Source organism: Acidithiobacillus ferridurans, assembly GCF_003966655.1.
GTDB lineage: Bacteria > Pseudomonadota > Gammaproteobacteria > Acidithiobacillales > Acidithiobacillaceae > Acidithiobacillus > Acidithiobacillus ferridurans.
Map to the genome: position 1 here is coordinate 593,397 of NZ_AP018795.1, position 22,648 is coordinate 616,044.

General features: G+C 57.6%; 31 protein-coding genes and 2 pseudogenes. 6 read left to right on the forward strand and 27 right to left on the reverse strand.

Features of this window, described 5'->3' with window-relative positions; genetic code table 11:
• Window positions 1-34: 34 nt before the first annotated feature.
• The 9 genes from AFERRID_RS15115 to AFERRID_RS15260 all read right to left on the reverse strand — a co-directional run bounded on the left by AFERRID_RS15115 (window position 35) and on the right by AFERRID_RS15260 (window position 3,718).
• Entirely contained in the window at window positions 35-208 is a 174-nt protein-coding gene (locus AFERRID_RS15115; RefSeq protein WP_172959301.1) for a hypothetical protein, read from the reverse strand.
• The gene (locus AFERRID_RS02995; protein WP_126604338.1) at window positions 209-607 is read right to left on the reverse strand and encodes a type II toxin-antitoxin system VapC family toxin; all 399 of its coding nucleotides are present in this window, start codon (window positions 605-607) and stop codon (window positions 209-211) included. It lies immediately after the preceding gene.
• Window positions 607-819 carry an AbrB/MazE/SpoVT family DNA-binding domain-containing protein gene (locus AFERRID_RS03000; RefSeq protein ID WP_113526071.1) on the reverse strand — a complete coding sequence of 71 codons (213 nt, stop codon included), beginning with the start codon at window positions 817-819 and terminating at the stop codon, window positions 607-609. Before AFERRID_RS03000 ends, AFERRID_RS02995 begins: the two co-directional genes overlap by 1 nt.
• Window positions 820-891: 72 nt before the next feature.
• Window positions 892-1,080, reverse strand: coding sequence for a hypothetical protein (locus AFERRID_RS03005; RefSeq protein WP_126604339.1), 189 nt, complete (start codon window positions 1,078-1,080; stop codon window positions 892-894).
• 141 nt (window positions 1,081-1,221) lie between these two features.
• Window positions 1,222-1,752 carry a hypothetical protein gene (locus tag AFERRID_RS03010; RefSeq protein ID WP_113526070.1) on the reverse strand — a complete coding sequence of 177 codons (531 nt, stop codon included), beginning with the start codon at window positions 1,750-1,752 and terminating at the stop codon, window positions 1,222-1,224.
• A 276-nt stretch (window positions 1,753-2,028) separates the two neighbouring features.
• Window positions 2,029-2,415: a hypothetical protein gene (locus AFERRID_RS03015; protein WP_113526069.1), complete on the reverse strand. Its 387-nt coding sequence runs from the start codon at window positions 2,413-2,415 to the stop codon at window positions 2,029-2,031.
• Entirely contained in the window at window positions 2,408-2,797 is a 390-nt protein-coding gene (locus AFERRID_RS03020; RefSeq protein ID WP_113526068.1) for a carboxymuconolactone decarboxylase family protein, read from the reverse strand. The genes AFERRID_RS03015 and AFERRID_RS03020 overlap by 8 nt, the downstream gene beginning before the upstream one ends.
• On the reverse strand, window positions 2,790-3,179 hold the full coding sequence (locus tag AFERRID_RS03025) for a PadR family transcriptional regulator (RefSeq protein ID WP_172959321.1): 390 nt from the start codon (window positions 3,177-3,179) through the stop codon (window positions 2,790-2,792). The genes AFERRID_RS03020 and AFERRID_RS03025 overlap by 8 nt, the downstream gene beginning before the upstream one ends.
• Window positions 3,176-3,718 carry a class II aldolase/adducin family protein gene (locus tag AFERRID_RS15260; protein WP_226858178.1) on the reverse strand — a complete coding sequence of 181 codons (543 nt, stop codon included), beginning with the start codon at window positions 3,716-3,718 and terminating at the stop codon, window positions 3,176-3,178. Before AFERRID_RS15260 ends, AFERRID_RS03025 begins: the two co-directional genes overlap by 4 nt.
• Window positions 3,719-4,110: 392 nt before the next feature.
• On the opposite strand from AFERRID_RS15260, the pseudogene AFERRID_RS03035 reads away from it, so the two are divergent.
• Window positions 4,111-4,308, forward strand: a pseudogene (locus AFERRID_RS03035) (transposase); the annotation flags it as partial.
• 602 nt (window positions 4,309-4,910) lie between these two features.
• On the opposite strand, the gene AFERRID_RS03040 reads toward AFERRID_RS03035, so the two are convergent.
• From AFERRID_RS03040 to AFERRID_RS03070, 7 genes are all read right to left on the reverse strand, one after another.
• Complete coding sequence (locus AFERRID_RS03040) at window positions 4,911-5,120, reverse strand: type II toxin-antitoxin system HicB family antitoxin (protein WP_113526065.1); 210 nt, start codon at window positions 5,118-5,120, stop codon at window positions 4,911-4,913.
• 152 nt (window positions 5,121-5,272) lie between these two features.
• The gene (locus AFERRID_RS03045; RefSeq protein ID WP_226833143.1) at window positions 5,273-5,764 is read right to left on the reverse strand and encodes a GNAT family N-acetyltransferase; all 492 of its coding nucleotides are present in this window, start codon (window positions 5,762-5,764) and stop codon (window positions 5,273-5,275) included.
• A 69-nt stretch (window positions 5,765-5,833) separates the two neighbouring features.
• The gene (locus AFERRID_RS03050) at window positions 5,834-6,520 is read right to left on the reverse strand and encodes a DJ-1/PfpI family protein (protein ID WP_113526063.1); all 687 of its coding nucleotides are present in this window, start codon (window positions 6,518-6,520) and stop codon (window positions 5,834-5,836) included.
• Entirely contained in the window at window positions 6,517-7,176 is a 660-nt protein-coding gene (locus AFERRID_RS03055) for an FMN-binding negative transcriptional regulator (RefSeq protein ID WP_126604341.1), read from the reverse strand. The genes AFERRID_RS03050 and AFERRID_RS03055 overlap by 4 nt, the downstream gene beginning before the upstream one ends.
• Window positions 7,177-7,189: 13 nt before the next feature.
• Window positions 7,190-7,837, reverse strand: coding sequence for a transglutaminase-like domain-containing protein (locus tag AFERRID_RS03060; RefSeq protein WP_126604342.1), 648 nt, complete (start codon window positions 7,835-7,837; stop codon window positions 7,190-7,192).
• 10 nt (window positions 7,838-7,847) lie between these two features.
• Entirely contained in the window at window positions 7,848-8,333 is a 486-nt protein-coding gene (locus tag AFERRID_RS03065) for a cupin domain-containing protein (RefSeq protein WP_126604343.1), read from the reverse strand.
• Window positions 8,334-8,422: 89 nt separating this feature from the next.
• Window positions 8,423-8,821, reverse strand: coding sequence for a VOC family protein (locus AFERRID_RS03070; protein WP_113526059.1), 399 nt, complete (start codon window positions 8,819-8,821; stop codon window positions 8,423-8,425).
• Window positions 8,822-9,034: 213 nt separating this feature from the next.
• Between AFERRID_RS03070 and AFERRID_RS03075 the strand changes: the two genes are divergently transcribed.
• Window positions 9,035-9,250, forward strand: a complete 216-nt coding sequence (locus AFERRID_RS03075) for a hypothetical protein (protein ID WP_126604344.1) — start codon at window positions 9,035-9,037, stop codon at window positions 9,248-9,250.
• Window positions 9,251-9,474: 224 nt separating this feature from the next.
• The gene (locus AFERRID_RS03080; RefSeq protein WP_113526057.1) at window positions 9,475-10,506 is read left to right on the forward strand and encodes an IS110 family RNA-guided transposase; all 1,032 of its coding nucleotides are present in this window, start codon (window positions 9,475-9,477) and stop codon (window positions 10,504-10,506) included.
• Window positions 10,507-10,790: 284 nt separating this feature from the next.
• Here AFERRID_RS03080 and AFERRID_RS03085 read toward each other — a convergent pair whose 3' ends face one another.
• On the reverse strand, window positions 10,791-11,528 hold the full coding sequence (locus AFERRID_RS03085; protein ID WP_113526366.1) for a DUF72 domain-containing protein: 738 nt from the start codon (window positions 11,526-11,528) through the stop codon (window positions 10,791-10,793).
• Between the two features lie 827 nt (window positions 11,529-12,355).
• On the opposite strand from AFERRID_RS03085, the gene AFERRID_RS03095 reads away from it, so the two are divergent.
• From AFERRID_RS03095 to AFERRID_RS03105, 3 genes are read left to right on the forward strand one after another with little or no spacing between them, the layout of a single operon-like run.
• Complete coding sequence (locus AFERRID_RS03095; RefSeq protein WP_113526055.1) at window positions 12,356-12,658, forward strand: BrnA antitoxin family protein; 303 nt, start codon at window positions 12,356-12,358, stop codon at window positions 12,656-12,658.
• A 52-nt stretch (window positions 12,659-12,710) separates the two neighbouring features.
• Window positions 12,711-12,896, forward strand: a complete 186-nt coding sequence (locus tag AFERRID_RS15265; RefSeq protein ID WP_197722475.1) for a type I restriction enzyme endonuclease domain-containing protein — start codon at window positions 12,711-12,713, stop codon at window positions 12,894-12,896.
• Window positions 12,893-14,281 (forward strand): APC family permease, encoded by a 1,389-nt coding sequence (locus AFERRID_RS03105; RefSeq protein WP_225981830.1) that lies wholly within the window; start codon window positions 12,893-12,895, stop codon window positions 14,279-14,281. Before AFERRID_RS15265 ends, AFERRID_RS03105 begins: the two co-directional genes overlap by 4 nt.
• A gap of 113 nt (window positions 14,282-14,394) precedes the next feature.
• Here the strand turns inward: AFERRID_RS03105 and dcd are convergent, their stop codons facing one another.
• The 10 genes and pseudogenes from dcd to rpmB all read right to left on the reverse strand — a co-directional run bounded on the left by dcd (window position 14,395) and on the right by rpmB (window position 22,645).
• Complete coding sequence (dcd, locus tag AFERRID_RS03110; protein WP_113526052.1) at window positions 14,395-14,961, reverse strand: dCTP deaminase; 567 nt, start codon at window positions 14,959-14,961, stop codon at window positions 14,395-14,397.
• A gap of 29 nt (window positions 14,962-14,990) precedes the next feature.
• Window positions 14,991-16,067 carry an iron-sulfur cluster carrier protein ApbC gene (gene apbC, locus AFERRID_RS03115; protein ID WP_126604345.1) on the reverse strand — a complete coding sequence of 359 codons (1,077 nt, stop codon included), beginning with the start codon at window positions 16,065-16,067 and terminating at the stop codon, window positions 14,991-14,993.
• Between the two features lie 14 nt (window positions 16,068-16,081).
• Window positions 16,082-16,396, reverse strand: coding sequence for an antibiotic biosynthesis monooxygenase family protein (locus AFERRID_RS03120; protein ID WP_113526050.1), 315 nt, complete (start codon window positions 16,394-16,396; stop codon window positions 16,082-16,084).
• A gap of 29 nt (window positions 16,397-16,425) precedes the next feature.
• Window positions 16,426-17,256, reverse strand: a complete 831-nt coding sequence (gene dapB / locus AFERRID_RS03125) for a 4-hydroxy-tetrahydrodipicolinate reductase (RefSeq protein ID WP_113526049.1) — start codon at window positions 17,254-17,256, stop codon at window positions 16,426-16,428.
• Window positions 17,256-18,377, reverse strand: a complete 1,122-nt coding sequence (gene dnaJ, locus AFERRID_RS03130) for a molecular chaperone DnaJ (RefSeq protein WP_113526048.1) — start codon at window positions 18,375-18,377, stop codon at window positions 17,256-17,258. The genes dapB and dnaJ overlap by 1 nt, the downstream gene beginning before the upstream one ends.
• A gap of 66 nt (window positions 18,378-18,443) precedes the next feature.
• Window positions 18,444-20,348, reverse strand: coding sequence for a molecular chaperone DnaK (gene dnaK / locus AFERRID_RS03135; protein WP_113526047.1), 1,905 nt, complete (start codon window positions 20,346-20,348; stop codon window positions 18,444-18,446).
• Window positions 20,349-20,394: 46 nt separating this feature from the next.
• The gene (locus AFERRID_RS03140) at window positions 20,395-20,913 is read right to left on the reverse strand and encodes a nucleotide exchange factor GrpE (protein WP_126604346.1); all 519 of its coding nucleotides are present in this window, start codon (window positions 20,911-20,913) and stop codon (window positions 20,395-20,397) included.
• Window positions 20,914-20,985: 72 nt separating this feature from the next.
• Window positions 20,986-22,007: pseudogene (gene hrcA / locus AFERRID_RS16170) on the reverse strand (heat-inducible transcriptional repressor HrcA).
• Window positions 22,008-22,242: 235 nt separating this feature from the next.
• Window positions 22,243-22,398, reverse strand: coding sequence for a 50S ribosomal protein L33 (rpmG, locus tag AFERRID_RS03150; RefSeq protein WP_113526044.1), 156 nt, complete (start codon window positions 22,396-22,398; stop codon window positions 22,243-22,245).
• A 10-nt stretch (window positions 22,399-22,408) separates the two neighbouring features.
• Entirely contained in the window at window positions 22,409-22,645 is a 237-nt protein-coding gene (gene rpmB, locus AFERRID_RS03155) for a 50S ribosomal protein L28 (protein ID WP_009567983.1), read from the reverse strand.
• Window positions 22,646-22,648 lie beyond the last annotated feature (3 nt).

A 22,648-nucleotide genomic window follows, 5' to 3' on the forward strand; every position in this document is an offset into this window, starting at 1 on the left:
CGCGGGAAGGGGAAAGTGATGAGTATGTACACGATTAAAATCGAAAATTGCCCGATGCGGGTGGCGACTTGATGAGCAGGTATTGCTCGCCACGCTTTTCGTAGGCGCGTTCCTGCATCGGCCGCATCCCCAGCGCATTGGCCTTGGTCGACGCGCCGTTACGGGCGTAGGTGACGGAGACGGAGGGGATGCTTTTCCCCATATTCATTCAATTTTCCCCATCGGTCTTGGCGAACAGCGCCACGCAAGGCAGCCCATCGAAATGCGCATCGCAGGTGAGCAAGGTCGCGCCCTGACGCCGCGCCGTCGCGTAAACGATGGCATCGGCCGTGGCCAGCTTGTATTCGCGGTGCAAATCTGCCGCGAGCAGCGCGACGGCGGTGTCCAGGGGCACGACGACGCATTTCTGCGTATAGGCGATCACCTGGTCGGCCTGTTCCTCGCCGACTTCACGCACCAGCCACTTCGACAGTTCAAGCTGCACGATGGTCGGCACAATGCACTGCGGCCTGTCCGGAAACTGCTTTCCCAGACGCTTGCCCAGCGCGGTGTCGGCAAGCCATTCGATCCATGCCGAGGTATCGACCACGCAAGGCGCTGCCCCCATCAGTAGCGATCCTTGCGATCACGGACATCAGAGGTGGCAGCACCCTTGGCGATGCCGACCAACTGCGCCATCTCGGGCACAGGCATCACCAGCACACCCTTGCCCTTGGGAATGAACACGAACTCCTGCCCTGCCTCCCAGTGCTGCTCTTCGCGCACGGCCTTGGGGATGGAAATCTGGAACTTGCTCGACAAGGTGGCTGTAGCGGTCATGGTTCGCACTCCTGTGGAATCGATGCGTATTTGGTAAGAATACCTGACTCCAGCCCGGGATGCCAGGCAATTTCACAGCCCAAGCGTTGACTCTGGGTGTTTCGCACCCGCCTTGCGCTTGCTGCCCTTGGCCGGTGCAGCCGCAGCGGTCATCTTGGTGTAGAGATCGAACAGCTTTTCCAGCCGCTCGGTGTCGTTCTTGAAGCGACGGCCGATGTAGATACGCTCCAGCACTCGTAAACAGGATCTCAGGCTAGCCACTTAAAACGTCGAGGAACCCAGGAAGTTTTACAGATTGAGCCTTTCCCGCGATTTTCTCCTTTCTCCTTACGTCATCTCAAAATTGCGAGATAGCCGAAAACTCGCGGGAGACTTCTGAGCGATTATCGTCCCTCCGCCCGCTCACTTGTCAGGTGTTCTGTGATGCTGTGCCCAAGTCTTGGCAGCCAATTGGGTGTAGGTGGCTTTTTGTGCGGGATTGAGCAATGCATAGCCTTGGAGATGGTAAGGAACCATTTCCCATCCTAATCGCATTTCTGCTTTCCCAACGCGGATGATGTCACCTTTTATCGTTGCCAAGGTCGGATGTGCGGTAGCGGCGTCCTTTTCGTACTTGTCATATGCCTGCTGCAGTGCCCTGTCATCCTCGATGGTGTGCATAGCCATCTCATCCTTGATCTGGCTTTCCCTCTGGATTTGTCCGGGTGTCAAATGAAACGCAGATTTATTCTTTAGTATCCAGTAAGGTCCAGGATGATATCTTTTGAAAATTGAAGAAAAACCCAGGGAATGAGTTCGAAAATACTGTTGGGCCTGTTTCTTTTGACCAGGGCTCATTGTTTCAAGCTGACCTAAAGACAAGGCGTAGGCAGAGGAAGTGCTCAACAACAGAATGGCTGTGATACTCGATAGCAATACTTTTACAGATTTCATTAGACAATCCTTATAACAGTAAATATCTCCAGGTAAAAACTAGGAGATTTGGTTCGTGAACCGCTTAAAGCAGATTGAAGAGAAGCTAGTACGCCTCCCAATCCACAGTCTAATCCAAGTCGGTTTCCTTTGCATAAAGGAGGTATAAAACGCGATATTTAGGAATCAGGCCGTGCCTGATCTCTTGATACCATTTTTTTCCCCGTCTTCCCCACGCATGTGAGGGGAAGACGGGGGTTGCTGGGTGCTTACCCTCGTTGCGTGAAGGGCGCACCCTTAATTGCCTACGTAACCAAACTCTCCGCGCCATTGTCCATGTTTAATATCCAGACTCAGCCAACGCGCCAGGAACGGTTCCACTCGCTTGATGGGGAAGGTTTGCAGCTCGGGTACCGGTTGGTCGGATATCAGGCAGGTCTTCGTGCCGACGGCGCGGAACCCGATCCGTACTTGCTGCTCGCCGCCATCAAGCAGGAGAGCGTCAGGATGTTCTGACTCCAGGAACAGCACCTGTTTGCGAATCATGCAACTGAACAGCAATTCGAGATGTACGAGCAATGGTGTCTCACGTTGCGCGAGCGCGCGTCGAGCGGCGGCGGTCAGGCGCAGTTCGATTGTACCGGCGAGTGTGCTGCTGGATTGCGCCGAGGTGACATCACTCATTGGCGTTGTCTCCTGTGGATTCCCGCAGGGCCTGGCTGACCACTTGGACGCCCAGGTTGTAAGCCGGCATGCCGCCGACGATGGCTGCCGTTTCGCACACGCCGTGCAGCTCAGGCGCGTCTGCGCCTGCCTGGATTGCGGCACGTGCATGCAATAGAGCGGGTGCCTCACGGCCAAGTACCAGAAGCATACCCAGATGGACAAGCTGCTGGGTTTTGCGTTCAAGCGGATTGTGATGGATTAACGTGTCGCGCAGGTGCTCGATGGCCTCGAGAGCGGTCTCACGGCCGGCCATGCGTGCCAGATCGATTCTCATGCGTACGCCATCGGGGATATATCCGAATAGTTCCTTGTAACGTGTCTCAACGGGAGTTTCATTCATTTAGCGGATTCCTTAAGTGCTCGTGCGTTGCGGGCCGGCAGCGCAGCGCATCGTAGCGTTGGATAAAGAGATCGAAGGCTTGGCGGCGGTGCGCAATGTCCTCGTGCCAGTCTGCCAATTCGTCAAGACCCACTGGTGTGATCTGGTAAACGCGGCGTGCCGCTCCAGAACCGACAGTGCTCCACTCCGAACGCAATGTGCCGCGCGCCTCCATCTCCCGCAGCAGGCGGTACAGATTGCCGGCATCCACTTTGAGCCCTTCCGGCAGCAATTGATTGATGCTGCGGTGAAGGGCCAGGCCATGTGTCGGCTCCTCTGCACAGAGGAGCAGCGCGAAGCTTGCCAGGTGTCGGCCCTGGCGATTGGACTCTCTGGGTCTCAAGACGCCTTCCGAAAACGTTGCATGCGTTCCGCCACTTCGCGATAAGCGGCATCGGGCAGTGCCTTTTCTCCGCCTAGCACGCGCGCATGCAGTACCAGTTCTGCGGCCTCTTCCAATGCCGTCAGGCGGTTCAGTGCCACTTCAGGCGTATCGCCCGTCACCAGTACGCCATGGTTGGCCAGCAGTACGGCTACCGTATCGGGCCTGTCGAATGCCTCGAGTATTCCATTTACCGAGGCGCTCGAACCGCGCGGCGCCCAAGCGACGACGGGCACATCGGTATGCATGCCTTGGCGCAGCATCGGTTCGTAAACTGCGGGCACGGACTGCTGGGCGACGGCGAACGCTGTGCTGTGGGTCGGGTGGCAGTGAATGATCGCGCAGATGTCCGCACGATGCCGGTAAAGCCGGGTGTGCATCTCGATGATTTCGCGATAATTGGCATCAAAATCAGACTGCAGGCCTTCGGCCGCGACCGGAAGCCAGGAGAGGTCTTTTTCACCCAGATTGGCGACCGAACCGCCACGAGTGATAAGCAGGCGGTCGTCCTACCGCGCAGAAAGATTGGCGTGTGCACCACGGAACAGCAGGCCGCGCTCACGCAGCGCATTGGCGGTACGAATCAGTTCCTGTGCCAGATTTAGTGTGCTGTCAGTCATGAATCACCTCACAGTTAGATGTTTATTGGTAATATATGTAAATCACATATACATGACACGAGAATACTCTTGGCTGTGAAGCAGTGCAAGCCATTTAGAACGTGAGGCGCATGCCGGCGGAGATGCGGCATTTGTCGGGGGTATGAAGGTTGCCATAACTCGATTAGCGGTATGGGGATCTCTCTGCAAAAAGGTGCCAAAAATCACGCAGGAAACGCCGCATTACCCTAAATTCACAGGAGACACAGGTATTCTGGCATTCCCCGCCCCCGGTGTCAGATACCGTCTTGAACCATTGGGATGGCGTGCTCCGCTGGTTCGAGAGCCAGATCAACAACGGCATTCTCGAAGGCTTCAACAGCCTCATCCAATCCGCCAAGGCCAAGGCTCGGGGTTACCGCACCCACAAAAACTTCATCAACATGGCCTACCTGATCCTGGGTAAACTGGATCTCAGGATACCCACTTAAAACGTCGAGGAACCATTTGCCAAGTAATGACAATGGAATCGAATTAGGTAAGCAAATCAGTCAGTCTGGCACAACAGTGCCAATTGTTTTGAATGATTTAATTACTACTATTCACGTTGCACCAACTGCTCCAACATGGCTTGTCGATCTAGTCGCTGAAGTGAGTGCAAAGTACGAAATATCGGCTGTAGTAAGAAAATCTGACTTGTACTCTGAACCAGTATTCTAATCTAATGGCTAACAAGGCAAATGCACTCGGGCGGAAAAAAGCGCCGCTCGTTCCTCGCTCTGCTATTTGCCGCCGTGATTTGCGACGTTATGCCTCAAGGAACGCCAATGAGTGATCACCCGCCAATTTCAGCAGAACTCAACGTTGACGCAGTAGAAATTCTCTAACGACTCGGCCGATCCGTGGCCAAAGCCGGATTTAGGAGAATAGCGGCCATGCGTTCATTGCGCTGTTACAGCGTTGTATGCAGCCAACTGGTAAATATAGGTCGGATAATGTCATCTGCCTCCCGCGGTTGAACGACCGCAATCAGTCTGCTGCTGTCCAACAGGCTTTGACCGCAGCAGGGCGTCAAATGGGGACAAGGAGTGCTTCATGCATAGAGCAACCGCCCGCGTGGCTCTGGTATGGGGCGCCCCAGCTCCGTTGCCGTCTCGACCCATTCACCAATCACCCGTTCCGCATTGGCTACCGCCTCTTGATAAGTGGCGCCATCGGCCATGCAGCCAGGGAGTTCAGGAACTTCCACGATAAAAGCACTGTCTTCGTTACTCCAATAAATGACCAGTTCATACTTACTCATCGTTATTAATCCCTAGGTGATACTTGGTGAGTATGCTGCGCGCTTGCTTCACTTGGTAGGGCTTCGCCATGCGTCCTATGGGTTGGAGATTGATGATCTCGGCCACCCCTTCTATGGTAACGACCGCTTCCAGTCTGCTGCGGCCATCCCGGCTATCGCACCCATGGCTCTTGACGAGGAGCCCCATCCTCATCAATGACTTCCGTCATGCTGTCAGTTGGGCTTGTGGATACGTCAGTCGACTGCAATGATTTGACGAAGTGGTAGCCGATGATCTGGTAACCGTTGCGCTGATAAAACCTGTGCGCAGGATGATTGGTGACGTAAGCATCCAGCACCATGATTTCGCAGCCCTCTTTGTGCGCGTAGGTCTCTACCCAATCCATAAGCTGTTGACCAATACCGACACCCCGATACTGCGGATCGACGATCACGTTGTCGACATCCAGATAGCGTCCACACCAAAAACGCGTGCCCAGCCAAATGCCCGCCACACCGATACAGCAATCATCCGCAAGCGCGGCGGCGCAGCGATATCCCTGTGCGGTCATATCCTGAAGTCTTTGCGCGAGCACGTCCGGCGGCACGCCAGGATTGAGCTCCTGTACCAGCGGCAAGATCATGGCCAGTTCATCCTTCGCCAACAATCGAATCACCATCTGAGGTAGCAATGGTCTACGCCCCACAATCATCCCCTTCGTCTTGCCCTTGATTCATTCCGCTGGAGGACGTGTTATCCACTGCCCAATCATCCGCTCACGTTCGGCGCGCAATGTTTCGGTGTGGCGCCGGACAACCTCCACGATATCCTTGGGGGCATCCTCCGGCCTGCCGGCCTGGAAAGGCGGCTCCGGCGCATATTCCAGGGCAAGCTGAATTTCTTCCGCTGCGGCTTGACCGCGCAGCGCTGCGACCAGCACGAGACCAAAGTCTATTCCGGCGGTAACACTGCCGCCAGTGATCAGATTACCATCCCGAACCACACGCTCCTGTACAGGTATGGCGCCAAATTTGGCGAGGAGATCATGATAACGCCAATGCGTCGTCGCGCGCCGTCCAGCGAGTAATCCCGCGGCGCCAAGCAGCAGGGCACCGGTGCAGACAGAGGTGACAAACTGCGCTGTCGACGCTTGGCGCTGCACCCATCCCCGTACTTCTTCATCGCATAGCAAGGGGTTGATGCCGACGCCGCCCGGAATGCAAAGCACGTCCACCAGCGGCCCATCGTCAAGGGTGGTCGTCGGGTAAATGCGCATACCCGCTGAACAGGCCACCGGCTCCCGGGTTTTCCAGAAAAGATGTATCTCGCCATCCGGCAAGGCCGAAAAAATCTCATAAGGACCCGCCAGATCCAGCAGTTGAATGCCCGGAAACACCAGAAAACCCACCGTAATCGTCATCCGGGATGGTCCTGTTTGCCGTCTTTCAGGCTGGCCAGAACATATTCAGCCATGGACCCGGAGTCAGGCTGGTTTTGCTGCTCCAGGTGTGCGACGACACTATCACGGTTACCAAACGGCTGGTTCTGGCTGACCTTCCACTTACCCATCCAGCGGGAGATGGGAATTTCTATGCCCACCACCTGCCCAATAAGCCGCTCCGTAAAGTCCCGAGGCGCATCATCCACCTGCCAGGGCAGGGTAAAGCCACTCTCCTGCTGCGCGGTCAAGGCGACCATCTGTTGCCGTACCCAAGCGGGATCGTCTCTGACCTGCAGCGGACCGTAAGCATGGACGACGGCATAGTTCCAGGTTGGGACCACCTTGCCGGTTTCCGCCTTGGTCGCGTACCACGAGGGGCTGATGTAGTGTTGCGGCCCCTGAAAGATGACCAGCACCTCATCGTCCGGGGGCGCCTCTCGCCACAGCGGATTAGCGCGTGCCACGTGTCCCTGCAGCACCGGTTGCGGTCCTTCTCCGGGTGCGAGATACAAGGGAATATGATTTGCCTCCAAACCATTACCGCCCATGCTGACCAGTGTTGCGAGAGGGTAACGCTGAATCAGCGCCCGCAGGATTTCCGGGCGGTTTTCTGCAAATGGCTCAGGACAATACAAGTTCGGCCTCCTGTCATTCCATGTTCGGCGCTGCAGACTCACTTGCGCACAAATCCGCGGCGGGTGGGCAGGCGTCAATGGGATGGTTCCGATACTGCGATATGTTTTGCAACTTCCCCATGGCGGCGAGCAAGTCTGGCCAGGGCTCTGCCCAAATATCCGGATAGGTCCGCTCGCCGTTATACATAGTCGGATAGGCCAGGTTCTCTTGTCCGGGCGTGAATTCGCAGCGGATCCCGGGTTTGCTGTTGCCGCGCGCATCACAACGATACCAGCCCCGGTCATCCAGCCAGACCGCGGTGAAGCCGTGTGTGCAGTAAGGCGGATTGGGGCCATCCAGCGTCAGCCGTTGATAGCAAAATCCTGCAGGGATTTGGTTGGCGCGCCATAAGGCCACGAGCAGATGACTTTTCGCGGTGCATAGGCCAGTGCCTTGCTGCAACACATCCGACGCGGCGCAGGTCACTTCTTCCCGGTGGAAATCCATGCTGTGCGCAATGTGATCGCGTACCCATTCGAAGCAATGCCTGGCGGTTGCCGTTGGATCGTCAGAAGACAGCGCGGCTGCCAACTTGCGGATATCGGCATGCGTATAATCTACGGTGGCACTTTCCATCAGGAAGTGCGGCGACGGCTGGCTATCAAATTTTGCGAGTTTCATAGGTTTCCTGTCATTCCTGCGTGGATTCGCGCAACACACGGATATCTGCCATATCCACCAGATTCCATTCCCCATGATTACGGTACAGGCGTTTATGCTGATTCGGGTAATCCGCGACGTCCTGATCCAGGCGCTGACCGATGACCAGGCACTCGAGTGTTTCCGTCCCATCGTTGATGATGCTGTGCGCGGCTGCATGGCAAGGAAAACCGACGAAGTCACCTGGGGCGATGAGATACTGATCACCCCCCATGGTGAGCGTGCCCTTACCAGACAGCACGTACACGGCTTCTTCTTCATAATGATGCAGGTGGTACTCGGTACTCTCTTTACCCGGCTCTATCTGGATGAGATGTATACCCATGTGCCGTAGGCCTACCGCATCGCCTAAAGACTTATTGATACGAACGGCGCCGGGATTGAGGAAATGGACCTTATGTTCGCCCTTCATCTGACTGATTTCCTGCGCGGTGAGCAGCAGTTTTCGGGTATCCATATCAGTACCACTCCTTTACGTTCACTGCGCGATAGCCAGACCAATGCCGGAGGTGGCGCCGGTAACCAGTGCGACGCGCGAATTACCGGTCATGACAGTTGTATCGGCTGATCATACGTGGCCACCTCCAGCAAATTGCCATCGGGGTCCCGAAAATAGACAGAGGTGATCGGCCCCGTGGCTCCAGTGCGGGGCACCGGACCGGCTTCCAGGGCGACTCCGCAGGTCTGCAGATGGGCGAGCATTTCTTCGATACCACCGGCCACGATGAAGCATAAGTCCGCCGACCCGGGAGTGGGACTGGCCGCATGCGGAGCAATAGGACGCCCTGCCGAATGCAGGTTGATTTTTTGCTGCCCAAAGGCCAAGGCCCTTCGCTGGTCACCAAAGGTGATTTCCTGCATGCCCAATACCCGTGAATAGAAGGCGATCGTAACAGATATATCCACCACGGTCAGGACAACATGGTCCAGGAGGTCTATGCGCATAGCGTGATCTCAGAAAGTGTTCGTGGAGTGGGACGGGGCCAAGGGCGATTCCAGCGTAGCAGTGATGAAGGGTAGATAAAACCAATGGTACTATGTTTTCGGACACTATTGTCTAGCTGTCGGTTTCGACTATGTGCCTGGCTCAAGGAAAGCATCACCTCGCCCGTCGCCAACGAAAACGGATGACCGCTTTCAGTCTCCGCTGGAGGGCATATGACCGACGCATTCTTCACGCAACAGCAAATCACGACGGAGTTCAAGCACACAAGCGCCGACGACAATTGGGAGTCAATCTTGGTGATCGGCAAAGGCACCCGCAAAAAAGGAGCCAGATGTATAACGTCGCAGCCAAACGAGGCGCCCAAAAAGATCAATTTTTTCTGCTGCTTAATGTCTGCAATCAGCCTGTTGCTGTCCAACGGGCTTTGACTGCGGCGGGGCGTCGAATGGGGATAAGGAGTGCTTCATGCATAGAGCAACCGCCCGCGTGGCTCTGCTATGGTGCGCCCCAGATCCGTTACAGATGGCATGGATGCCTCCCCCTACACAGGACCGGCAGCGGGGAGTTTCAGAAGGGAGTCCTCGCTTGAACCGGACGGCATCAAGGTGCCAAAGTGGAAATTTACCCACGCGAAGGACAAGGAGGACTCATCATGGAGATTACAACCTATGGACTGGATTTGGCAAAGTCGGTCATGCAGTTGCACTGGGTAGATATGGAGACTGGTGAAATCCACCGCAAACAGTTGAAGCGCCGTAGGCTCTTGGAATTCTTCGCCAACCGACAACCCGGCGTCGTTGCCATGGAGGCCTGCGGAAGTGCGCACTATTGGGCGCGCGAGTTGCTAAAGCTCGGCCACGAGGTGCGTTTGATAGCCGCGCAGTTTGTGCGCCCCTTCGTGAAAACCAACAAAAACGATGCAGCCGATGCTGCGGCCATCTGGGAGACCGTACAACGGCCGGACATGCGCTTCGTGGCTGTCAAAACTGAGGAACAGCAATCGGTCCTGGCGCTGCACCGCATGCGGTCACAACTGATCAAGGTCCGGACGATGCAGGTGAATCAGATCCGCGGCTTACTTTACGAATTCGGTGCCGATTTGCCGCAAGGTCGCCAACGGGGGCTGAAAGAGGTTCCAGATGCTTTGACCAATCTGGAAAACTCTATATCGCCCATGATGCTGGACACGATTCGCCAGCAATTAAAACGCCTCGAAGAGATGGACAAGGATATTGCAGAGATCGAAAAGCGTTTAACGCTGTGGAAGAAAGACCAGGAGGCAGTGACGCGATTGATGGCCATCCCCGGCGTGGGGCTGCTTACGGCAACCACCATCATCGCCACCGTGGGGGATATGAAGTCCTTCCGTTCAGGACGGGAGTTTGCGGCGTTTCTGGGGCTGGTTCCCCGCCAGAGTGGGACCGGTGGCAAGGTCCGGCTGCTAGGCATCAGCAAACGGGGGGACACCTATCTGCGATCTCTGTTGACCCATGGGGCACGGGCGGTAGTGAACTTCCAGATCAAGAACCGGAATCCCTGGATCGACAAGCTCCTCAGCCGACGGCCACACAATGTGACGGTGGTGGCATTGGCCAACAAGATGGCCCGAACCATCTGGGCACTGCTAGTGAAAAATACAGAATATGTGGCAAGTCACACAATGAATGCGGCTTCCATATCGTAACTGTTACAGAATTGTTGAAGTTCAACAAAAGGAGTTGCGCAGGCTGATAAACGATTGATGGCAAAACAGGTCAGACCACGGAAGAGAGAGCCTGGCAGTTACTTGTCCTTCGAGGACGTGTTACAGATAAGGACTTTTCCGGCGGATTCCATCGGGGCCAGCAGGCTTATCATCCTGCATCAAAGGCCGGATATAAGACAGCAACCCGACCTCAATATGCCAGACATCAAAATCATCTTGCACACATGGAGGCATCCATATAAGTATGGAGGCATCCATATAAGCTACAGTCCGAGCATTCCCATGAGTTCCAAAGCATTGCGGGTGGCGTAGGCGGCCTGGTCATTGTCGAAGTAGACATAAACGGTGCGCAGATCCCAAGTCCGGATGCGCGCCGCCCAAGCCCTAAGGGCCTCAGTCGTGTAACAGCCGGCATAGGCGGAGAGACTGGGGCCGTGCAGCCGGATATAGGCGAAATCGGTCGTCAGTTGGATGGGAGATTGAAAACCCGCGATGTCGAAGATGCAAAAGGCGGCGTTATAGGCCTTGAGTAGCGCGTAGATCTCTGGATGATGCCAGCTTGGGTCGCGCATCTCGAAGGCGTAGCAGTGTCCAGAGGGCAGCACCCGTAAAAATCTCTCCAGGCGCTTGGCATTCCGTCTCCAGTGGGGTGGCAGTTGGAAGAGCACGGGTCCCAGTTTCTCCCTCAGGCTTTCCGCGCGCCCCAGGAGCCGGGCTAGTGACGCCTCGGAATCCTTGAGCTTTTTCATGTGGGTGATGAAGCGGCTAGCCTTGAGGGCAAAGAGGAAGCCTGCGGGCGTGCCGTCATGCCAGGCACGCAGGCACTTCTCGCCGGGCAATCGATAGAAGCTGTTGTTGATCTCCACCGTATGAAAGCGCCCGGCGTAAAAGGCCAGCCGGCGTGTCGAAGGCAGGTCAGGCGGATAAAACGCCCCGACCCAATGGGCGTAATGCCAGCCGGAGCAGCCGATGTGGTAAGGCGATGAAACCGGCTTTCCCACGCCGACCTCCTCCATCATGGGGGCCTGGAAAAGTCCATGGAAGCCACCAGTGCCTCCTCACCGCTGCCGAGATCCTGCTGCAGGTAACCCGTATGAGGTCCATGGGCCATGTCACTCGCGGGGACGCTTCGGATATCGGCCACGGGCCAGCCGCTACCAGCGATGATGTGATCCAGCAGGGTACGCAGCTTGTGCGCTTGTCGTTGCCGATCTCGGAGTCGATCCGGACCGAACGGGTTGCCCACATCTGGGCGAGGTTGGCCATCATGGCAAAGCCCCCCGCTACCGCGCCCTCGCAGGACTCTTCCAGAGTCCTGCCCCGTATGAAAATACCATCAATGGCTACACTCCATCCTCGTGCTCGCCTTATGGACGACGAGGTCAGATCATCTGGCCCTTGAAAGTATAGGACAGATGAATGACGACCAACGACCATGTGTGAGCGCCGCATGGTCTGATGCAACAAGGCTGTTTCTATAGCCCCAGCGAAATATTCGACAAGACATGACCACCTGCTGGATCTCGATTTCCCACAGCCAAGAAGACCATGCCGGCATAAAAAACCACCGCCGCCATTGACCGCCACTTTTTATGTTACTACACTAAATCTAGTGGCCAGAGGCCGGATTTTCGCGATGCGGATTGGCTGCCGGAGTCCCGCTATCGTCTCGACGTTCCGGTGGTATGGAATAGCGAAATGCGGCTTCGGTCCCTTGCCTATGTGTTTGAGCTGTTCGCCGTGCTTTCTTTGGCGCATGCCGAGCGCGGCGAGGAATCTCGCCTCATCAGCTTTCGGAAAGCCGGCGCGGAAGGACGGGAGTGGTACCATGAGTGGCTTGAAAACGACTTCACAGACTGATTTGGCGCGGCTCCGGGCCACCGGCGACTTTGCCTGGGATGGAACCGACGAAGGCGACCGCCCGCTTTCGCGGGAAGAGATGCAGGCTGGCATCGATGCCCATCGCAAGAAGCGGGGGCGACCCGTGGGAGCGCTCAAGGAATCCACGACGATCCGTTTCGATCGCGATGTCTTGGAAATGTTTCGCGCCTCCGGCCCCGGCTGGCAGACCCGCATGAATGCCGCCTTGCGCGACTGGCTCAAAACCCATTCTCCGACGCGGAGATCCTGATCATGTCATCGGCTGGGTATGGCTTGATCGTGCCACGTTCCACGGTGGTCTGATGACCGAGCTGCGCCAGAACGCCAGCATCGACTGGACGGTTAGAGAAAGTGCGCGCGCCGGGATCAAGGTGATGGTCAGGCGCATCCTCAAAAAACAGGGTTTGCCACCGGACTTGCAGGACGAAGCAACCCAAACGGTGCTGGCCCAGGCGGAGTTGCTGTCGGCGATCTGGGCGGCGGCGTGACGCTTGGCCGGGCTAGCGGTGACCGCATAAACGTCAGCGAGCTGTGGGGTCATGCCGTCGCCAATATCACGCCGTCGGCCATGCCGGCCGTCACGATTTCTCTGGTGGCCATACACGGCGGCTCCTTTACTTGGCTGGCCTATGCCCTTATCGGCGTGCTGATGACCCTGGTGGCCTTGCAGGTAGGCATTCTGGCCAGACATTTTCCCTCCCCCGGCTCGCTGTTCTTTTATTTGAGCAAAGCCCTGCATCCGATTTCCGGCATGGTCGCGGGCTTCACCATGATGGCCGGGTACTTTGGCGCTTTGGCGGCGGCCCCGCTGCTGGGCGGGCTATTTGTGGAGCAGGCACTGCACTTCTTCTGGCCGGTTTCCGGGGTGGGCTGGATTGCGGGGATTGGGGTGCTCTATCTGCTGGCGGCGTGGCGACTGGCCCTGCGCGGCATCGAAATTTCCGCGCGCTGGGGGCTCTGGGTAGAAATCTTCTCTATCCTCTGCATCGTCTTCATTGCCGCGGCAACACTCTGGCATTTTGGCTGGCGCGATCCGGCTCAGTGGAATTTCCAGCGCCTGCACACCGCGCCACTGGCGCGGGCGTTGATTCTCTCGCTGCTGGCTTACGGCGGCTTTGAGACGGCGGGCAATCTGGCGGGTGAGACCAGCGCGGCACGCACCGCCATCCCGCGCGTCATGGTGCTTTCCGTGCTGATGGTTGGCGGGTTTTTCGTCGTCATGGCGTATATCGAGGTGCTGGCTTTTGCCCACCTTCCTACCCCTCTGGGCGACAGTGCGGCCCCGCTCAATGCCATCGCCAAGGCCATCGGTCATCCCTGGCTCGGCATTTTTTCCGATCTCGCCATGGCGACGGCGGCATTTTCCGCCACGATTGCCACCCTCAACAGCATCTCGCGGATTCTTTATAGTATGGCCGGGCACGGGGTCATCCCGCGTTTTTTCCATCACCGAGATGTACGCCACGGCACCCCGGCGCGGGCGTTGCGGGTACTCGCCATCAGCGTGCTCATCAGCATGGCGGTGGTTACCCTGTGGAAAATCCCCATATTATCGGTGGTCGGCACCTTTGGCACCTTTACCGGGCTGGCCTTTCTGCTGATTTATGGCCTGGCCAACGTCGCCACGCCCTGGTTCCTGTTTCGCCAGCGCCATGCCTGGCGCTGGCTCAGCCTGATCATCGCCGGCATCAGCCTGCCGCTCCTGATCAAAGTAATGGCGGTCAGCCTCTGGCCCTTGCCGGTCGGCGGTGAAGGCGCGGCCACTCTGCTGTTTGTCGCGCTGGTGATGGTCATTTTTTTCTGGGGACTCTACTGGGCGGCGTTTCGGCCGGAGCGTTTGCGGCATATCCTTGTTGCCGTGGACGAACCATAAGCCTGCCAATTTCCACCGGGAAAATGGCCCGCGCACCAACAAAGCGATGGATGCCTGCTCCTCCGAGCAGGCCGATATCGCCTATACCAAAGAGCCTTTACCCTGAGCCGCTTTCAAGCCTTCGGTAGGGTTACGCCACTCTGGCCCTGATACTTGCCGCCGCGGTCGGCATAAGACACCTCGCAGACCTCGTCCGACTCCAAAAACAGCACCTGCGCCACACCTTCATTAGCGTATATTTTCGCGGGTAAGGGCGTCGTATTGGAGAATTCCAGGGTCACATAACCCTCCCACTCCGGCTCGAAAGGCGTGACATTGACGATGATGCCGCAGCGGGCATAGGTGGATTTACCCAGACAAATAGTCAGCACATTACGCGGGATACGGAAGTATTCCAGCGTGCGCGCCAGGGCGAAAGAATTCGGCGGGATAACGCAGGTATCCCCGGTAAAATCGACAAAAGAATCTTCACTGAAATTCTTCGGATCGACAATCACGCTACGGACATTGGTGAAGACCTTGAACTCCCCGGCACAACGGATATCGTAACCATAGGAAGACAGGCCGTAAGAGATAATGGAATTTCCCTCGACGTGCCGCACCTGCCGCGGTGAAAAGGGTTCGATCATCCCGTGTTCTTCCGCCATGTGACGGATCCAGCGATCGGATTTGATGCTCATGGCGGAAACTTCCTGTAGGCGGCTGGAAATCAGCGGTTCTGGACGACGATGTTGGGGAACTTGTGGCTGTGATCGACCGCCTGGATCGCCACCCGTCCCGCCACATGGCGCGCCAGTTCCAGATAGATTTTGGCGAGACGGGAATCCGGCTCCGCCACCACCGTCGGCGCGCCATTATCGGCTTCGTTGCGAATGCTGCGGTCGAGCGGTATCGCCCCCAGAAATTCCACCCCGTCCTGCTCGGCCATGGCCGCACCACCGCCATGTCCGAAAATATCGTCCTCGTTACCGCACTTCGGGCAGATATAAAAACTCATGTTCTCGATGATACCGAGAATAGGTACGCCCACTTTCTCAAACATCTTCAGACCCTTACGGGCGTCCAGCAAGGCGATGTCCTGTGGCGTCGTGACGATCACCGCACCGGAGACCGGCACCTTCTGCGCCAGGGTGAGCTGGGTATCGCCGGTACCCGGAGGTAGATCCACCACCAGATAATCCAGCTCGCCCCAGCGGGTGTCGGAGAGCAACTGCTCCAGCGCCTGCATGACCATGGGGCCACGCCAGACCATGGGCGTTTCGTCGTCGATGAGAAACCCGATGGACATCGCCTTGATGCCGTGTCCTTCCATGGGCTCCATCTTCTTGCCATCTTTACTGGTCGGTTTGCCGGAAATGCCCAGCATGCGCGGCTGGCTGGGGCCGTAGATGTCGGCGTCCAGCATGCCCACTTTGGCGCCTTCTTTGGCCAGCGCCAGTGCCAGATTGACGGCAGTGGTGGATTTTCCGACCCCACCCTTGCCCGAGGCAACGGCAATGATGTTTTTGATGCCTTCCATCAGCTTGACGCCGCGCTGCACCTGATGCGAAAGAATGCGGTGCCCGACGGTGACCTGCGCGCTGATGCCATGATCATTCCGGATTTGGCGGGCCACCTCCTCGCTCAAACTGATGGCCACCCCCAGGCTGGGGTAAGGCAATTCCAGTTTGACGACAGAGTCATCGACCCCCTTGAGGACCCCTGCTGCCGCCAGATCTTTGCCCAGATAAGGGTCCTGCACCGCGCGCAGCGACTGCACGACCTGTTCCCGCGTTAATCCTGTCATGACATTCTCCGCTCTCAGCGCGACTCTTCAGAATGGATGATCACCTCGTGGCGCTCGATACCACCGCCCTCGCCAAAAGCTTCTTTGGGCAACGGATTGGTGTGGGCGGTCTTGAAGTCGGCACTTTTCATCCAGGCCTCAAAGGCCGCCTGATCGACCCAGTGGGTCAGCACCACATACAGACCGTCATCGTTCACCGGACGCAGGATCTCCATACGCACGAAGCCCGGCTGTTTGTCCACCTCGCCCGCCCGGCGCCGAAAGCGCTCCTCAAACTCTGCACGATACTCCGCCTTGACAGGAACCCGGTTCGCTACGACGTATTGCATGATGATGCTCCTCGTATATCAGATGGTGTTCATTGTAGGGCCGTCAAATCTTTCAAGCCAAGAACATCCTGCATATCATACAGGTTTGGTGCCCTGTTCCGCAGCCAACTGGCGGCACGCAAGGCACCCTCCGCAAAATTGAGACGGCTGGACGCGCGATGAGTCAGCTCCAGCCGCTCTCCGGTCCCGGCCATCCATACCGTATGTTCACCGACCACGTCCGCACCGCGTAGCGTCGCAAAGCCAATACTGCCCGCCATCCGGGGGCCGGGGATACCATTGCGATCCAGACACTGGACCTCATCCAGCCGCTGGCCACGTCCCGTCGCCACTGCCCGCCCCAGAGCCAGGGCAGTACCCGAAGGCGCGTCCATCTTGTGACGATGATGGGCCTCGACGATCTCCACATCGTAGCCCTCGCCGAGGACTGCGCTGATGGCGGGCAGAAAGGCCAGCAATACATTGACGCCAACACTCATATTCGGGGCCAGCACCAGCGGAATATGCCGGCTGGCGTTTTCCAGTTCCGCACGCTGGTCCACGGAAAACCCCGTCGTGCCCACCACGACCGGTTTCGCTGCCGCCACACAGGCCGCGATATGTGCCAGAGCGGCCTCTACCGGACCAAATTCAATCAGCACGTCCAGATCCGCCAGCGCGCCCACGAGATCAGCGGTAACCGGCAGACCCAAGGCCTGAACGCCGGCCAGACGGCCGGCGTCCTCCCCCAGATAAGCAGCCCCGCTGCGTCCTATGGCTGCCACCAATTGCAGTTCAGGATGAGCGACAATGGCCTGCACCAAGGCCCGGCCCATTCGGCCCGCCACCGCAGTGATGCCGACGCGCCATACCCCCGCCATCAGAGGCCCATCCGGTCGAAAAAGTCTTTGACCTTATTCCACCAGTTTTCCTGCTGAGGATGCTGGATGTTATCGCCGCCTTCCCGGGCGAACTCCTCCAACAACTCCTTTTGCCGGGCAGAGAGATGTACCGGCACCTCCACCTGGAGCTGGCAATGCAGATCGCCATTGAGCTTGCTGCGCACCCCCTTGATGCCCTTGCCACGCAGACGGAATACTGTGCCCGACTGGGTACCCGGAGCAATCTGCACCTTGGCACGCCCGGTCAGGGTCGGCACTTCCAGTTCACCGCCCATGGCCATGGTCGTAAAGTGTACCGGCACCGCGCAGTGCAGATCATCGCCGTCCCGCTCAAAGAGCGCATGGGGCAACACCCGCACCTGAATATACAGGTCTCCCGACGGGCTGCCCCGCTCGCCCGCTTCGCCCTCACCGTTCAGACGGATACGGTCCCCCGTATCCACTCCGGCGGGGACTTTGACCTGCAAATCGCGGTTCTTGCGAACCCGACCATGACCATGGCAGTTCGTGCAGGGCTCCTTGATGACCTTGCCGCTACCATTGCACTGCGGGCAGGGACGGGTAACGGAAAAGAAGCCCTGTACCATCCGGACCTGACCACGGCCGCCACAGGTGCTGCAATCCTCCACCGCGCTGCCGGGCTTGGCGCCACTACCGTGACACACCTCGCAAGTGGCCGAACTGGGAATCTGAATGGTGACTTCTTTACCCAGAGCCGCTTCTTCCAGCGTAAGCTCCAGTTCGTAACGCAGGTCGGCACCGCGCCCCGAATCCTGGCCGCGAAAACCGCCGCCAAAAGCCTGTTCGAAGAGATCGCTGAAAACGTCGCCGAACCCCCCGCCGCCGCCACCAAAGCCGGCACCCGGCCCACCGCCATTCACTCCGGCATGGCCAAATCGATCATAGGCCTGCCGTTTCTGCGGGTCGGAGAGCACCTCATAGGCGGCGCTGATTTCTTTGAAACGCTCTTCCGCACTCGCATCACCCGGATTGCGATCCGGGTGATAACGCATCGCCAGACGCCGGTAAGACTTCTTGATCTCACCGTCGTCTGCCGTGCGAGAAGTTTCCAGTACTTCGTAGTAATCCCGTGTGGCCATCATCTTTCCTGAAACGGGCAAGGGGACAGGATAACAAATCCCGCCCCCTTGCGACCGATGATCATTTTACTTCTTGTCGACTTCTTCGAACTCGGCATCCACCACGTCGTCCGGCTTGGCATTGCCCTGGGCACCTGCACCAGGTTCTGCCTGGGCCTGACTGGCAGCGGCACTCTGCAACAGTGCCGACATGGCGGCCATCAGGGTAGCGACAGCCCCCTTGATCGCTTCCACGTCCTCACCCTTGGCGGCGTTTTCCACTGCGGAGATCGCTTCCGTCACCTTGGTCTTGTCGTGCTCAGGCGCCGCTGCATGTTCCTCCACCGCCTTGCGCGCGCCGTGTATGCTGGCATCCGCCTCGTTACGCGCCTCGATCAGCGCACGCGCCTTCTTGTCATCCGCGGCGTGGGCCTCGGCCTCCTGAATCATCCGCTTGATTTCTTCCTCGGACAGACCAGAGCTTGCGGTGATCTTGATGGACTGCTCCTTGCCGGTCTGGTTATCCTTGGCCGAGACATGGAGGATGCCATTGGCGTCGATGTCGAAGGTCACTTCGATCTGCGGCATGCCCCGTGGGGCGTTGGCAATATCGGTCAGATCAAAACGCGCCAGCGACTTGTTATCCCGCGCCAGTTCGCGCTCACCCTGCAACACATGCACTGTCACCGCCGACTGGTTGTCTTCCGCCGTCGAGAAAATCTGCGACTTGCGGGTCGGAATGGTGGTGTTCTTCTCGATCAGCTTGGTCATCACGCCACCCAGGGTCTCAATGCCAAGGGACAACGGCGTCACATCCATCAACAGCACATCTTTCTTTTCACCGGACAATACCGCGCCCTGGATGGCCGCACCGATGGCCACCGCCTCGTCAGGGTTCACATCCTTACGCGGATCCTGACCGAAAAAGTCTTTAACCTTCTCCTGCACCTTGGGCATCCGGCTCTGGCCACCCACCAGAATCACGTCGGTGATCCGGCTCGTCGCCAGATTGGCGTCCTTCATGGCCACCCGGCAAGGCGCCATGCTGCGGTCGATCAAATCCTCCACCAGCGACTCCAGCTTGGCACGGGTCAGCTTCATGTTCAGATGCTTCGGTCCGCTCTGATCCGCCGTAATAAAGGGCAGATTGACGTCGGTCTGCTGCGCCGAAGACAACTCGATCTTCGCCTTCTCCGCAGCCTCCTTCAGGCGCTGCATGGCCAGGCGGTCGCCGCGCAGATCAATACCCGATTCCGCTTTGAAGGAATCCGCCAGGTAGTTGATGACGCGGGTGTCGAAATCACCGCCGCCGAGGAAGGTGTCACCATTGGTGGAAAGCACTTCAAACTGGTGTTCACCCTCCATTTCCGCGATCTCGATGATGGAGATATCAAAGGTGCCACCCCCCAGGTCATACACCGCAATTTTGCTGTCGCCGGGCTTCTTGTCTTCGCCAAAGGCCAGCGCCGCCGCAGTTGGTTCATTGATGATGCGCTTGACCGCCAGGCCAGCGATACGGCCCGCATCCTTGGTCGCCTGACGCTGTGCATCGTTGAAGTAGGCGGGCACGGTGATGACCGCTTCGGTAACTTTTTCACCAAGATAATCTTCGGCCGTCTTCTTCATCTTCTGCAGGATGAAGGCAGAAATCTGCTGCGCGGAATACTTCTTGTCGCGCACTTCCACCCAGGCATCGCCGTTGTCGGCCTTGATGACCTTGTAAGGCACATGCTTGAGATCCTTCTGGACCTCGGCATCGTCGAACTTGCGGCCGATCAGGCGTTTGACCTCATAAACGGTATTTTCCGGATTGGTAACGGCCTGGCGCTTGGCCGCTTCACCCACCAACACTTCGCCCTCTTCCGTGATGGCGACGATAGACGGCGTGGTGCGCTTGCCTTCGCTGTTCTCGATCACCTTGACCTTGTCGCCTTCCATCACGGCAACGCAGGAGTTGGTGGTTCCCAAATCGATTCCTATTACTTTTGCCATTTTATCATCTCCTGAAATATGCAAAATCTGTCCGGTGTGCGTGGTGTTATTCTGCTGCTTTAGTTGCTTTGGAAACGGAAACCATGGATGGCCGCAACAAGCGGTCATGCATCAGATAACCTTTCTGATGCACCGCCAGGACCCGGTTTGCGTCCCCTTCCGTTTCCACCATGGCAATGGCCTGATGCAGATGGGGATCAAAACGCCCTTCGCCCATTTCTATGGGGGCGATGCCGGCCTTTCCCAAGGCCTGGGCGAACAGCGTCAACGTGTTTTCCAAACCCTGCCGCAATAGTGCGATGCTCTCCGCGTCCTCCACCGGGCTGGCCAGCGCCAGCTCCAGGCTGTCGATCACCGGCAGCAATTCGCGGGCAAAACGATCCACCGCATAATTGCGGGCATCTTCCATCTGCTTTTCATGACGCTTGCGCAGATTTTCGATATCCGCCAGGGCGCGCAAATAATCGTTGCGGTAGCCTTCCGCCTTCTCTTCCCAGTTCACCACTTCTGCACTGGCAGATTCTGCTTCAGTGGACGGCGATTCCTGCTGCTCTTCTTCATTCATGTGCAATCAACCCCCGAAAGTTTGAGTCCAAGACCATATGGGGAAAGGGTTGGGGTATTTCAAGGCCCGGCACTAGCCGGATTGCGACAGGGCGCGACCAAGCAATTGCGCCGTGCCGCCTACCAGCGGAATGATCTGCTGGTAGGGCATCCGCATCGGCCCGATCACCCCCAGCACCCCGACCACCTCCCCATCGACACTGTAGGGCGCCGATACCACGCTGCAATCACTGAGCGGCGCATAGCCCGACTCTTCGCCGATAAAAAGACGCACTTCACTACCGCGCATACTCTCATCCAGCAAATGCACCAGATCTCGCTTCTGCCGCACGGCGGCCAGGAGTTCACGCAGGCGTTCACTCCCCGCCAGCTCCGGCAGGTCCAGCCATTGGAATTCGCCCTCGATGAGCATGCGTTGCTGATCCTCCTCCAGCATCTCCTCACCCAGCTCCATGGCGCTGCGCAGAATGAGGTCCATTTCGTGACGGGACTGCTGCAGATCCCGCTGCAAATTATGGATGACATCCTGCAATGGTCGACCGCCATAGGTGGCATTGAAGAAATTGGCCGCCTGCGTCAGCTCTGCCGCGCCGAAGGGGTGCTCGGTGCGGATCAGGCGGTTTTCCACGTCCCCCTGTCGGTGACGAAAATAGCCAGCACCTCATGCTCGTGCAGGGCGATAAAGTCCACATGCCGCAAAATGCGTGTTGCCCGCCGCGGCACCCGCACAAAACCCGCCATATGCGTCAGTTCAGAAAGGATGCCGGTGGCGGCGTGCAGCACCTGCTCCACATCCGGAGCGCGAAAACCGATGCGATGAATGAGCAGGCGGTTGGATTCCGCCGACAGCGGCACCACCCGCAGCAGGGCATCGACAAAAAAACGATAACCGACACGGGTGGGGATGCGCCCGGCAGAAGTGTGGGGGGAGATCAGGTAACCCTCATCCTCCAGGTCCGCCATGACATTACGCACTGTGGCGGGACTGATGTTGAGGCCGGCATCACGGGCCAACTGGCGACTGCCGACCGGCACGCCTTTGGCGATATGCTGTTCGATGAGGGACTTGAGCAGGTGACGGGCACGTTCGTCCATGACCGTCTACAACCCTCGCCAACATGCGCAGAGCGGCCCACCCCGTGCAATGGGCGAAGACAGTGGCTGCATGGCGCAGATCAAGAAATAAAACATGGCGGGAGAAATCATCCTTAGCACTCAACCATCATGAGTGCTAGTAATTTAGCAAAAAATGATGGCGGAGCAAAGGATATCGTCCGGCCCCTCCCGAAGATTCAGGGCAGACCACCGGGAGGCAGACCGAAAACGGGTGTTACTTGATCTTGTCTTCCCGGTACATGACATGCTTCCGGACCTTGGGATCGAATTTCTTCATTTCCAGCTTATCGGGCTTGGTCTTCTTGTTCTTGGTGGTGGTGTAGAAATGACCGGTACCGGCCGTGGAAACGAGCTTAATCTTGTCACGCATGATTCAATCCTCAGATCTTTTCGCCGGCGGCGCGCAGGTCAGCCAGAACGACGTCAATCCCTTTCTTGTCAATGGTACGGATACCCTTGGTGCTTACCCGCATACGCACCCAGCGGTTCTCGCTCTCCACCCAGAATCGGTGGTACTGCAAATTGGGCAGAAAACGGCGGCGGGTCTTGTTGTGGGCGTGGGAAACATTATTCCCTGCCATGGGCTTCTTGCCCGTCACCTTGCATACTCTGGACATCGG